The organism is Prosthecobacter sp., from assembly GCF_044378005.1.
Taxonomy (GTDB): Bacteria; Verrucomicrobiota; Verrucomicrobiia; order Verrucomicrobiales; family Verrucomicrobiaceae; genus Prosthecobacter.
This window is the reverse complement of the sequence record NZ_JBILYB010000031.1, coordinates 21,788-34,089: the sequence shown is the minus strand read 5'-3', so window position 1 is coordinate 34,089 and position 12,302 is coordinate 21,788. Positions and strand designations below refer to the sequence as shown.

Below are 12,302 nucleotides of genomic sequence, written 5' to 3'. Positions count from 1 at the left end.
GATCGAAAGAGGGTTTCGCTTCGTAGCGAATGCTTCGTAGCTTCTTCCGATCATGAATCTCCAACGCGAACTCCAGTCCGAGCACGCCCGCTACCTCACCCGCCGCTGGTTTTTCCAGGAGTGCGGCGTGGGCATGGCTTCGCTCGCTGCCCTGGATCTGATGCGCGGACAAAGCAGCGCCGCTGCGGCTCCAGTGAGTCCGCTGGCCGTGAAAAAGCCGCATTACCCAGCCAAGGCGAAGCGAGTCATCTATCTCTTCATGGGCGGCGCTCCGAGTCATCTGGAGCTTTTCGATAACAAGCCCGAACTCGCCAAGTGGGATGGCAAGCTGCCACCGGCGGACCTTTTGAAAGGCTACCGAGCGGCCTTCATCAATCCGAACAGCAAGCTGCTCGGACCGAAGTTTAAGTTCGCCAAACACGGGCAAAGCGGAGCAGAGATCAGCGAGCTGCTGCCGCACACGGCGAAGATCGCGGATGCTCTCACCATCGTGCGTTCGATGAAGACGGACGCCTTCAACCATGCTCCCGCGCAGATTCTGATGAGCACGGGCTCGCAGATTTTTGGTCGCCCGAGCTTTGGGGCGTGGTCGCTGTATGGCTTGGGCACGGAGAATCAGGACCTGCCGGGCTATGTGGTGATGCAAAGCGGGCAGAAGGGTCCGAGCGGTGGCCTATCCAACTTCGGCTGCGGCTTCCTGCCGACCGTTTATCAGGGCGTTCCCTTCCGCAGCAGCGGTGAGCCAGTGCTTTTTCTGAACAATCCCAAAGGCGTGACCGATGCCACGCAGCGGCAGACTTTGGACGCGCTGAAGCAGCTCAACGAAGAGCGCCTGGGCGAAGTGGGTGATCCTGAGATCGCCGCGCGCATCAACAGCTTCGAACTCGCCTACCGGATGCAGCAAACCGCGCCCGAGGTGATGGACATCTCCAAAGAGCCGCAGCACATCCTCGACATGTACGGCGCGAAGCCGGGCGAGGCTTCGTTTGCGAACAACTGCCTGCTCGCACGTCGCCTCATCGAAAGTGGAGTGCGCTTTGTGCAGCTCTTCCATGAAGCCTGGGATCATCACGGTGGCCTTACGGGCGGCCTGAAGCAGCAATGCGGACTCACGGATCAACCCTGCGCCGCGCTGGTGCGTGATTTGCAGCAGCGCGGCCTGCTGGAGGACACGATCGTCATCTGGGGCGGCGAATTTGGCCGCACGCCGATGGTGCAAGGCGGCAGCGATGGGCGCGATCATCATCCCAATGCCTTCACCATGTGGTTCGCCGGTGGTGGCATGAAGCCCGGCCTTACGCTCGGCGAGAGCGATGAGTTCGGCTTCAACGTGACTCAAGATCCTGTGCATGTGCATGACCTGCACGCGACGCTGCTGCATCTGCTCGGCTTCGAGCACACAAAGCTGGCGGTGAAGTTCCAAGGTCTCGATATGCGCCTGACGAATGTGCATGGGGAGCTGGTGTCGAAGATGTTGGCGTGAGGAAGTTTTGCTTTCCTTTGTGCGATGTTTCCCGCCAAACTCGCGCCATCATGAAATCACTTCTGCTACTCGCCGTCCTCGCTGTTGGTTCCTTCACGCCCTTGCACGCGCAGCGTGAGATGCGCGATTTGCAGGGTTACTTTCCCTTCACGCCAGTGAAGTCCGCCGATGCCTGGCAGGCGCGGAAGCAGGAGATCGAGCAGCGTTTGCTTGTGGGAAATGGTCTGCTGCCGCTGCCGGAGAAGACGCCGCTGAATGCCGTGGTGCATGGCAGGGTGGAGCGTGAGGACTACACCATCGAGCGGGTGTTCTTCGAGAGTCTGCCTGGGCATTTCGTCACGGGTAATCTGTATCTGCCCAAGCCGCGCCCCGCGAAGATGCCGGGCATTCTTTGCCCGCACGGGCACTGGCCGGATGGTCGCTTCCAGGATTACGGTCCAGGCACCGCAGCGACGAAGAAGCAGATCGAAACAGGGGCGGAGAAGCTGGAAAGCGGAGCGCGCTCGCCGATGCAGGCGCGTTGCGTAGGGCTGGCTCGCTTGGGCTGCGCGGCCTTCCTCTATGATATGGTGGGATATGCAGACTCCATCCAGTTCAACGAACATCGCCACGGAGCGAGGAAGGAAGGGTTCCTGTCGCCGCAGGCGGATTTGAGTCTCCAGACTTTCTTCGGGCTCCAGACCTGGAACAGTATCCGCGCGCTGGATTTCCTGATGGGGATCGAAGGTGTGGATGCGGAGCGCATAGGCTGCACTGGCGAGAGCGGCGGCGGCACGCAGACGATGATGATCACAGGCATCGATCCACGCATCAAAGCGGCCTTTCCCTGCGTGATGGTTTCCACGGCGATGCAGGGCGGCTGCACTTGTGAGAACACGCACTACCTGCGCATCGGCCAGGGTAATATCGACATCGCGGCACTCACGGCTCCGCGCCCGCTTGGCATGACGGCGGCAGATGATTGGACGAAGGAACTGGCGACGAAAGGCTTGCCAGATCTGAAGAACCTCTACGCCATGCTCGGTGTGCCAGATCGTGTGACGGCGCACATCGCCACGCAGTTCCCTCACAACTACAATCTGCCGTCTCGACTGGCGATGTATGCCTTCTTCAACAAGCATTTCCAACTCGGGCACAAGGAGCCTATCGAAGAGCGCGACTTCGTTTTCTCAAACAAGGACGAACTCACCGTCTGGACCGCCGAGCATCCGAAACCTTCGGGCGATCAAGTCGGCACGGCTCACGAGAATGCGGTGTGTGCTTGGTTCACCGCGCAGGATGCAAAGTGGCAGGCCAAGGAAGGCGCGGATGATCTGAGTTTGAAAGCTTGGCAAACCATCGTGGGGCGCGGCACTGCCTCCGGGACGGATGTCAGTTACGAAGCCATCGCCAAGGAAGATCGCGGCGACTACATGGTGATCCAAGGTTTGACGCGAAACGCCGCGCATGGCGAAGAAGTGTCCGCGAGCTTCCTCTTTCCGAAGGACTGGAAAGGCAAGGCGGTGCTCTGGCTCACGGACAAAGGATTCGATACCATCCATGGCGCGGGACCTTCATCGCCTGAGGTGAAAAAGCTGCTCGATGCTGGAGTCGCCATCGCCTGTCCGCAGCTCTATCTCGAAGGCGCGAACGAGCAGCCGAAAGCTGGCGACAATCTGAAGGCCAAGCCGAACGACTTCCGCGAGTTCAGCGGCTACACCTTTGGCTACAATCCCACGCTGCTCGCCCGCCGAGTGCATGATGCCTTCACCATGGTGGCGATGATGCAGAGCCATGACAAATGGCCCGCGAAGGACATCGAGATTATCGGCACCGATGGTGCAGCGCCGGCGGCCTTGGTGGCAGGGGCTTTGCTCGGCAATGCCGTCTCCAGCGTGAAGGCGGAACTGAATGGTTTCCGTTTCGCCAATCTGACGAGCTTCTGGGATGTGAACTTCGTCCCCGGTGCGGTGAAGTATGGCGATGTCGAAGCGCTCCAGCGTTTGTGCCAGAAACGATGAGACCGGTCAGGGTTGCTGACCGGTCTCGGTAACTCGTTGCGGGCATCTCTGCCCACCTCACATTCTAGGATGAAGTGACGGATTCCTCGGTCGTCTCTTTTTCCGCTTCTGGACGGGCATCAGCGGCGAATTTGAGACGCTTGTTCTCGACATCGAAGGTAACTTTCACCACATCGCCTTCGCGGACATCGCCACGGAGGAGGTGCTCGGAGAGCGGATCTTCGATGTTCTTCTCGACGGCACGGCGCATCGGACGGGCTCCGTATTGCGGATCGTAGCCTTCTTTGGCGAGGAACTCGACAGCGCCAGCATCCAGCGTGATGACGATGTTCTTCTTCTTGAGGCGGGCGACTACTTTGCTGACTTCGAGATCGACGATGGTGTTGAGTTGTTCCTTCTCGAGCATCTTGAAGACGATGAGGTCGTCGAGACGGTTGAGGAACTCGGGCTTGAAGAACTTCTTCGCGGTCTCGTTGATCTTCGTCTTGATGGCGTCGTTGTCCGCGTGGTCCTGCTGCATGGCGGCAAAGCCAAGCGTGGTCTGGCGCTTGATTTGCTCGGCGCCGACGTTCGAGGTGAGGATGACGATGGTGTTACGGAAGTCGATTTTGCGGCCGAAGTTGTCGGTGACCTGACCTTCTTCAAGGATCTGGAGCAGGAGGTGCATGACATCGGGATGCGCTTTTTCGATCTCATCGAAAAGCACGACGCTGTAGGGACGGCGACGCACGGCTTCGGAGAGCTGGCCGCCTTCTTCATAACCGACATACCCAGGAGGGGCGCCGATGAGTCGGGAAGCGGTGTGCTTCTCCATGTACTCAGACATGTCGAGCTGGATCAGCGCCTCAGGGCTGCCGAACATGAACTCGGCGAGGTTCTTCGCGAGGAAGGTCTTGCCGACACCCGTAGGGCCGAGGAAGAGGAAGCTGCCGATGGGGCGGCGCGGATCTTTGAGGTCGGCACGGCTGCGGCGGAGGGCTTTGGAAATGGCGATGACGGCTTCGTCCTGGCCGATGACCTTGCCTTTGAGCTCGGCTTCCATCTTGAGAAGCTTCGAAGCTTCGGCCTGCTCCATTCGCTGAAGTGGAACGCCGGTCCATTTGGCGATGACGGACATGACGTCGTCTTCGCCGACTTCGACGATGCGCTCCTGGTTGTTTTGTCTCCAGGTGCTGAGCACGTCGTCGTAGCGCTTCTTGGCGTTCTTTTCACGATCACGGAGACGCGCGGCTTTTTCGAAGTCCTGATCTTTGATGGAGCCTTCTTTCTCGACGCGGATGGCTTCGATCTCGGCATCGATGTCCTTGAGTTCAGGTGGACGCGTCATCGCGGCGATGCGGCAGCGTGAGCCAGCCTCGTCCATGATGTCGATGGCTTTGTCTGGAAGGAAGCGGGCCGTGAGATAGCGGGCGCTGAGATTGACGGCAGAGCGGATGGCGGTGTCACTGTAATGTGCCTTGTGGTGCATCTCGTATTTGCCTTTGAGACCCATGAGGATCTTGATGGCGTCCTCGACGGAGGGCTCCTCGACTTTCACCTGCTGGAAGCGGCGCTCCAGGGCGCTGTCCTTCTCGATGTATTTGCGGAACTCATTCAGCGTGGTGGCACCGATGACCTGCATTTCGCCACGGCTGAGGGCGGGCTTGATGATGTTGCTGGCATCCATGGTGCCTTCGGCGGAACCGGCACCGACCATGGTGTGCATTTCGTCGATGAAGAGGATGACGTTCTTCGTGCGGCGGATCTCATCCATGACGGCCTTGATGCGCTCTTCGAACTGACCGCGATACTTGGTGCCAGCGACCATCAAAGCGAGGTCGAGCGTGATCACACGCTTCTCACGCAGGATTTCGGGCACGTTTCCATTGATGATTTCTTGAGCCAGACCTTCGACGATGGCGGTCTTGCCCACACCAGCTTCACCGATCAGGACGGGATTGTTTTTCGTGCGGCGGCAGAGGATCTGGATGACACGGGCGATCTCTTCCGTGCGGCCGATGACAGGGTCCATCTCGCCTTTCTGGGCAAGCTCGGTGAGGTCACGGCCAAAGGCACGGAGAGCGGGGGTCTTCTCGTTCTTCTTTTTCTTCTTCGGATCTTCCTCGTTCTTGCCATCAGGCGTTACGGGTTCGGAATCATCCTCTTCTTCCTCTTCGTTCGAGCTGAAGTTAGGATCGAGTTCCTTGAGGATCTCGTTGCGGGCTTTGTCGAGATTCACATCGAGGTTGCGCAGCACCTGTGCGGCGACGCCTTCACCCTCACGCAGAAGGCCGAGCAGGATGTGCTCGGTGCCGACGTAGCTGTGATTCAGGGCTTTGGCTTCCTTGCTGGCGAGGGCGAGCACCTTCTTCACTCGTGGAGTGTAGGGAATGTTGCCCACCATCTTGGTTTCGGGGCCGGAGCCGACCTGCTGCTCGACTTGGAGGCGAACGGTTTCGAGATCGAGCCCGAGCTTGCCGAGCACGTTCACGGCGACGCCCTGGCCGAGCTTGATGAGCCCGAGCAGGATGTGTTCCGTGCCGACGTAGTTGTGGTTGAAGCGGTCTGCCTCCTTGCGTGCGAGTGCCAGAACCTGTTGGGCGCGTGGGGTGAAGTTATTCATGGGTGGAATCCGAGGGCGGAACCTCTGGAGGGGTTTGATTTGTAGAAACGTTAGAAGGGCCGTCGAGGGATTGCAACCGTGTGCGGGTGATTTCCGCGCGGCGCATATCCCGCTCCTCTGGCGTGAGTTCTGAGCCAGCGCGGAGTTGAAGATGAGCGGGTTGGATTTCGAGCAAAAGGAGGTCGAGCAGAGAGCGGTCGCAGTTCGGGATGAGATCGAGGTCAGCCCCGAGCCGGAGCATGGAAAGCAAATTCAATGCCTCCTTCGAAGTCAGGATGTGCGCATAGCGTAAAATGGCAAAAGCACGCCCAACCTGGTCACGCAGCATGGTGGAGTTCTCCTCCAGAAGCTTTTGCCGGGCGTTCATCTCCGAGTTCACCACCCGCTCGATGACTTTCTCGATTGCGGCGATGATCTCGGATTCTTTTTCACCCAGCGTGTGCTGGTTGGAGATTTGGAAAAGGTTCCCGAGTGCCTCGGTGCCCTCGCCATAAAGACCACGCACGGCCAAGCCGATCTTGCCCACGGCTTTGATCACGGGATTGATCTGCTCCGTGAGTGCCAGCGCAGGCAAATGCAGCATCACGGAGGCTCGCATGCCCGTGCCGACATTCGTGGGGCAGGCAGTAAGGTAGCCGAGCTGTGAATCAAAGGCGTAAGGTAACTGCGATTCCAACTCTGAATCCACGCTGTCCACCAGCTCCCAAGCGCTGCGCAAATTGAGGCCGGGGCGGATGCCCTGGATGCGGAAGTGGTCCTCCTCATTGATCATGATCGAGAGGTTCTGATTCCGATCCACGACCACGGCGCAGCCCGCTGCACGAGCGGCATGTTCACGGCTGATGAGGTGACGTTCGACGAGCACCTGTTTCTTGATCTTGCTGACACTGGCGTAGTCCTCGCTGTAGCGGTCCTTCATCTCCGCCAGACCTTCGACGACGGGGCGCGCGAGCTGGAGCAGTTCCTGCCTTTGATGTTCCTTGCTGTAGCCAGGGAAGGGGAACCCACGCAGGTTGCGTGCGAGCCGCACGCGCGAGGTCATCACGACATCGGAATGCGGGCCAGTGCCCTGCATCCAGTCGGCTGGATGGTTGATGAGAGTTTTGAAAAGCATGGGAAGCGGAGGCTGGGAGGCGTGTCAGGCATTGCTGATGCGCTCGATCTCTTTCTTCAGAGCGGCGGCATCTTCATAACGTTCATCACGCACGGCAGCTTCGAGCTGCTCGCGGAGCTGAGCGATGGTGACTGGCGGTGGAGCTGCTCTTTTTGAAGCACGAGGTTTGGGGGCTGCCGGTGGAGGAGGTGGATTTTCCTCTGGCGCGCTGATCTGGATACTGGCAGGCACCTTGCCGATGTGCCGGGTGCCTTTGTGCATGGCACGCAGGAGATGATCCAATCCCTCGCGGAAGGTGGAGTAGCACTCAGGGCAGCCCATGCGGCCGATCTTTTTCAGTTGGGAGGCGGTGAATCCGCAGGAGGCGCAAACGACCTCAGTGGACGGCACTTCGGTATTGCCGCCACTCAGGAAGGCTTCCGCGAGGCCGAACCCGGCCTCATCAGTCACCCCTTTGGCCTTCGAGCAGGCATCACACAGGTTCACCGTGGTCATCTGCCCATTGATGATCTGGGTCAGGAACACGGTGGCTTCACTCTCGCAAACGTCGCACTTCATGGATGGGGAAATTTCAGGCCGAATGCGCCTGATGAAAAGGATACGCCTGACGCACGGTTTGGGTACGCTTACGGCAGCGCAAAGAGGGCGTCAATGGCGCGGGCGCCCTGGTCGGGAGCCAGCTTTTATCTCACTGGCAAGGCTGGGGTGAGTGGAATCTCCCGCCGCAGGGCTTTTCCGATCATGCCGGTGAGCCAGAGGTAATGATCTGATTTCAGCTTGGGCTCGGTGACGAACCCTTCGACGCCGACGGGCACCTGCGAGGTCGTTTTAAAGATGGCGGTGCCCTCGTCCAGCTCATCAAACATGGCAAAGTAGAGCATCGAACTGCCTCCGGCGATCCGCGCGCGTGCTTGAGACCAGAGAAACTCGCCGCCGAGTCGTGGGATCGCATTCAGCGGAGCATCGACACCGCGCATCTTGCTCAGGTTCCGCCAACTGAAGCCGGGGAACACGACGGGCAGGTAGTCCTTCCCATACTCGCAACACCACTTCGAATCGGCTTCATGCACTTTGCCGATCATCTGCGCGGCATTCGCAGGCGAGTGATAGCGACCCACGGCCCATGGGCTGATGATATCGGCGCTTTGCAGCACTTCGTGGAGCTTTGCATCGCGGGTGGCATCGCCCTCCTGAGTCCGCCAATGCCAGGGCACGCCAGCCATGACGGTGAGTTTGCCGAACTCGGGATTGTCATGCAGGAAGCGCAGCAACGCGTGGCTCTGATCGAGCGTGTAATCACGCCCATCATTGAAGCCGATGCCCCAGACGGCGACGACGGGCTTGCCCGCATGGCGTTGATAAGTCGGGTCATCGAGGATGCGCAGCTCGGTGCGTAGGCGCTTCCAGTCCTGCATGATCACGGATTCGAGCTCACCTAATTTCAGGCCGCTGAGGTCATACATCACGCACCAGGTCCGGCCCGCAGCTTTCGCGCTGTCTCGAACATGCTGCAAAACGGTGTCGTGATGCGCCCGGAAGCGTTTGTCCTTCAGCACCGTGCCGAAACGCTGGAGGAAAACGCCGTCGATCCCATGCTCGCGCATCCACTCGAAATGCCGCCGCACCGTCTTCGGCTGCGCCGAGCTATAAACCTGAGCCGTTGTGCCATCGGCGTGCTTCAGAGGTGTGTCGAATCGCTCGTCTGCATCCAGTTCCGAGACATACGGCCAGAGGTCGATGTGACACTGCCCCGGCTTACCGAAGCCGTAATGAACCCACCCGAGGTTCGAGCCATCGGTCGGTGTCGCAAACCAGCCCTGATAGCCACACAGCACCTTGCCGAAAAGCGTGGTGGGATCGGCAGCGTTGAGGAGACTAGATAATGACAGGATGAAGACGAGTAAACGCATTGAATTTATGGTTCCGCTTTGCCTGCAATGGCAGCGTCGTAGCGAGGGTGGAGCGTTCCGAACAGGCGATCCCAAATCACGGTGTAGAAGCCGTAGTTCGTCCGTGGCTGAAGATGATGCTCCGCGTGGAAGGTGCTGGTGCCGATTTGCCGGACGAGAATCCATCTAGCCCAGCTTCTGGGGAAGGGCTCAACTCCGGCGTGCCCAAGAGTGCCGAAAAGCACGTTCAGCGTGAGATAAACGAGCACGGCAGTCCCTGAGAGCGGAATGGCGATGAGCACTGAAAGCATGAGCGAGCCGAAACCTAGAACCTCCAAAGGATTCAAGACGAACAGGCTGATGGGATTCGTAGCTTGATGAGTGTGGTGTGTGGCGTGGATCTTCTTATAGAGCCATGGATCGTGAGCGATTCGATGGGTGAGATACATCGCGAAATCCATCAGCATGACGAAGACGAACACATCCAAAATGGTGCGCCACCAAGCTGGATGGGTGATGGTGATCCAGCGTTCCTGCCATAGCCACCAACCTAGCACGGCGATGCTGGAATTAAGCAAAACAGCGACTCCAGCCAGGCGGGCATCCTTTTTTGAAATCGGATGTCTTGCGGCAAACAAGGGTCTGGCGGAGTAGAGCTTCCCGAGCCAGTCACAGAGCCAGACCGAGCCGATGAAGATGGCGACGTTCCCTATCAAACTGAATGCCGCCCATTCGAGGAGCGAACGGGCGGCAAACCAATCAAAAAGGGCAGACATCATGATGGCTCAATCAACCTTGGAGGATTGATCGAACAACCGGAAACACGACTTAGACGAGACACTCTGCGATCTGCACGGCGTTCAGCGCGGCTCCTTTGAGGAGCTGGTCGCCGACGACCCAGAAGGCGAGGCCGTTGTCGAGGGCACAGTCCATGCGGATGCGGCCGACGGCGCAGTTGTCGCGACCGGCGATGTCGAGGGCGAGTGGATACTGCTTGTTGGCAGGATCGTCGATCACATCAAGGCCAGGGGCTTTGCTCAAGACCTCACGCGCAGCGGCGACGGTGATGGGCTTTTCGAACTCGGCGCTGATGGCGATGCTGTGGGCGCGGAAGACGGGGATGCGCACGCAGGTCACGGAGGCGCGGAAGTCCGGGTGATGCATGATCTTGCGGCCTTCGTTCTCCATTTTCATCTCTTCCTTCGTGTAGCCACTGTCGAGGAACGAATCCACATGCGGGATGGCATTGAAGGCGATCTGATGTGGATAGACGGTTGGTTTCGATGCCAGCTTGGCAGCATCCCATTCACGATTTTCAGCCGCCCATTCGCGGGACTGCTTGGCGAGTTCTTCGATGGCCTGAGCGCCGGTGCCGGAGACGGCCTGGTAGCTGCTGGCAAAGATGCGCTTCACGCCGAAGGCCTGATGCAGCGGATAAAGCGCCATCAGTGAGATGGCGGTGGTGCAGTTTGGGTTCGCGATGATGCCTTTGTGGCCCTTCACATCAGCGGCGTTGATCTCAGGCACCACGAGCGGGACGGTCGGGTCCTGGCGGAAGTAGGAGGAGTTGTCCACCACCACGGCACCGGCTTTCACCGCATGCGGGGCGAAGTCGCGGGAGATGCCGCCACCGGCGCTGAAGAGCGCGATGTCCACCCCGGCGAAGCTGTCAGCCGTGAGTTCCTTAATGGTCACGTCTTCACCTTTGAATTTCATCGTCTTACCGGCGCTGCGGGCGCTGGCGAGAAGGGTGAGTTGGCCGACGGGGAAACCGCGCTCTTCGAGACAGCGCAGCATTTCCACTCCCACCGCTCCGGTGGCGCCGACGACCGCGACGTGCTTGAGGTTGCTCATGGTCTTGTGTGGATGGTTGTTGCTTGGGGTTGGGTAAAAAAGGGCGCGCAGAGTAGGGGCGATCTTCGGGAATGCAAGGGGCGGGCGGGGATGGGCAAATTTCCTGTAGCTCGGATATTTGGAACCACTTCCCAGTTTGCTGTGTTTCAAGGCCCGCCATGAAACCAACTATCCTCCTGCTGCTCCTCGCTGGAGCCTTTTCCGTCGTCGCTCAGACCACCGTGTCGCCCATCGACTGGCACAAGGCGCAGCAGCTTTTTCAACGTGAGCAACGTGGAGAAAAGCTCGCTCCCGAGGACCAGAAGTATCTTGATCAAGCCAAGGAAGTTCGTCGCAAGGGCGGCAATCGAGGTGGCAGTGGTCGCCCCACGAACCAGCGCAAGGCCCCCGAATCCCTCAAGCCGCTGACCGACATGACGGCTGAGGATCGCTACGAGGGTGAAGAAGGCGGACTCTATGGCAAAGGCAGCAATGAACCACCGGAAGCGCTCAAAAAGACCGCCGCCGAGGCACTCGCGCAGATTCAGCCGTTGGATGCCGAAGGCAAGCAGTCGGTCAGTGGCAAAGTCGTCTTCGTCTCCATCAGCATGTCAAACGCCACGCAGGAGTTCTCCTTTTTCAAGCGCATCGCCGATACCGATCCACGCAAGTCGGACAAACTCACCATCGTCGATTGCGCCCAAGGCGGTCAGACCATGGCCGCCTGGGCACCACCGGAAGGTCGCCCGTGGCCCGTGGCGATGGAGCGACTCCAAAATGCCGGTGTCACTCCGCAGCAGGTGCAGGTGGCCTGGGTGAAACTCGCCAATGCCGGTCCCAGCGGCTCAAAGACTGAGCATCTCGCACAACTCGAGGCCGACACCATCAAGGTGCTGCATAACCTCAAGACCCGCTTCCCGAACCTCCGCATCGCCTATCTCGCCAGCCGCATCTACGCTGGCTATGCCAACACGGGTCTGAACCCCGAGCCCTATGCGTATGAGGGTGCCTTCGCCGTGAGGCATCTCATTCAAAAGCAGATGGCGGGTGATGCCGAACTCGCCCCGGCCAAATCGCCGCTCCTCCTCTGGGGCCCCTACCTGTGGTCCGAAGGCGAGAAGGGCCGCAAGTTCGATGCACTCAAGTATGCCAAAGACGACTTCGGCGGCGACGGCACCCATCCCAGCCGCAGCGGTCAGGAAAAGGTCGCGAAGCAATTGCTGGAGTTCTTCGCCACGAGTGAGCTGGCGAGGGGATGGTTCGCCAAGTAAGCACGTATTTCATTCATGGATGGGCCTGATGTCATTCATCATTTCCCCCCTTGAAACGCCCCCCTCCACCGGTAAGGAACAGGCCCCCGGTGCTGGTTGGCTTTTCCATG

At 59.3% G+C, this 12,302-nt stretch carries 9 protein-coding genes; 3 read left to right on the top strand and 6 right to left on the bottom strand.

The features are described 5' to 3' along the window. Positions 1-52 precede the first annotated feature (52 nt). Positions 53-1,483, top strand: coding sequence for a DUF1501 domain-containing protein (locus tag AC6FTP_RS08820; RefSeq protein ID WP_497206545.1), 1,431 nt, complete (start codon positions 53-55; stop codon positions 1,481-1,483). A gap of 50 nt (positions 1,484-1,533) precedes the next feature. Next, entirely contained in the window at positions 1,534-3,483 is a 1,950-nt protein-coding gene (locus AC6FTP_RS08815; RefSeq protein WP_497206544.1) for an alpha/beta hydrolase family protein, read from the top strand. Positions 3,484-3,547: 64 nt separating this feature from the next. On the opposite strand, the gene AC6FTP_RS08810 is transcribed toward AC6FTP_RS08815, so the two are convergent. The 6 genes from AC6FTP_RS08810 to AC6FTP_RS08785 all read right to left on the bottom strand — a co-directional run bounded on the left by AC6FTP_RS08810 (position 3,548) and on the right by AC6FTP_RS08785 (position 10,942). Continuing rightward, complete coding sequence (locus AC6FTP_RS08810) at positions 3,548-6,085, bottom strand: ATP-dependent Clp protease ATP-binding subunit (protein ID WP_497206543.1); 2,538 nt, start codon at positions 6,083-6,085, stop codon at positions 3,548-3,550. Next, positions 6,078-7,199, bottom strand: a complete 1,122-nt coding sequence (locus tag AC6FTP_RS08805; protein WP_497206542.1) for a protein arginine kinase — start codon at positions 7,197-7,199, stop codon at positions 6,078-6,080. The genes AC6FTP_RS08810 and AC6FTP_RS08805 overlap by 8 nt, the downstream gene beginning before the upstream one ends. A gap of 24 nt (positions 7,200-7,223) precedes the next feature. Next, entirely contained in the window at positions 7,224-7,757 is a 534-nt protein-coding gene (locus AC6FTP_RS08800) for a UvrB/UvrC motif-containing protein (RefSeq protein WP_497206541.1), read from the bottom strand. 125 nt (positions 7,758-7,882) lie between these two features. Continuing rightward, positions 7,883-9,109 (bottom strand): glycoside hydrolase family 99 protein, encoded by a 1,227-nt coding sequence (locus AC6FTP_RS08795; RefSeq protein ID WP_497206540.1) that lies wholly within the window; start codon positions 9,107-9,109, stop codon positions 7,883-7,885. A gap of 5 nt (positions 9,110-9,114) precedes the next feature. After that, a complete protein-coding gene (locus AC6FTP_RS08790; protein ID WP_497206539.1) occupies positions 9,115-9,867 on the bottom strand; it encodes a sterol desaturase family protein in 753 nt (250 codons plus the stop codon). Positions 9,868-9,916: 49 nt separating this feature from the next. Beyond that, positions 9,917-10,942: an aspartate-semialdehyde dehydrogenase gene (locus tag AC6FTP_RS08785; RefSeq protein WP_497206538.1), complete on the bottom strand. Its 1,026-nt coding sequence runs from the start codon at positions 10,940-10,942 to the stop codon at positions 9,917-9,919. 158 nt (positions 10,943-11,100) lie between these two features. Here AC6FTP_RS08785 and AC6FTP_RS08780 point away from each other — a divergent pair, with 158 nt between their 5' ends. Further along, positions 11,101-12,192 carry a hypothetical protein gene (locus tag AC6FTP_RS08780; protein WP_497206537.1) on the top strand — a complete coding sequence of 364 codons (1,092 nt, stop codon included), beginning with the start codon at positions 11,101-11,103 and terminating at the stop codon, positions 12,190-12,192. The last annotated feature ends 110 nt before the right edge of the window (positions 12,193-12,302 follow it).

Excerpts from the sequence above, each read along its gene's own strand:
- AC6FTP_RS08820 (WP_497206545.1), top strand. The coding sequence starts at position 53 with ATGAATCTCCAACGCGAACTCCAGTCCGAGCACGCCCGCTACCTCACC.
- AC6FTP_RS08815 (WP_497206544.1), top strand. The coding sequence starts at position 1,534 with ATGAAATCACTTCTGCTACTCGCCGTCCTCGCTGTTGGTTCCTTCACG.
- AC6FTP_RS08810 (WP_497206543.1), bottom strand. The coding sequence starts at position 6,085 with ATGAATAACTTCACCCCACGCGCCCAACAGGTTCTGGCACTCGCACGC.
- AC6FTP_RS08805 (WP_497206542.1), bottom strand. The coding sequence starts at position 7,199 with ATGCTTTTCAAAACTCTCATCAACCATCCAGCCGACTGGATGCAGGGC.
- AC6FTP_RS08800 (WP_497206541.1), bottom strand. The coding sequence starts at position 7,757 with ATGAAGTGCGACGTTTGCGAGAGTGAAGCCACCGTGTTCCTGACCCAG.
- AC6FTP_RS08795 (WP_497206540.1), bottom strand. The coding sequence starts at position 9,109 with ATGCGTTTACTCGTCTTCATCCTGTCATTATCTAGTCTCCTCAACGCT.
- AC6FTP_RS08790 (WP_497206539.1), bottom strand. The coding sequence starts at position 9,867 with ATGATGTCTGCCCTTTTTGATTGGTTTGCCGCCCGTTCGCTCCTCGAA.
- AC6FTP_RS08785 (WP_497206538.1), bottom strand. The coding sequence starts at position 10,942 with ATGAGCAACCTCAAGCACGTCGCGGTCGTCGGCGCCACCGGAGCGGTG.
- AC6FTP_RS08780 (WP_497206537.1), top strand. The coding sequence starts at position 11,101 with ATGAAACCAACTATCCTCCTGCTGCTCCTCGCTGGAGCCTTTTCCGTC.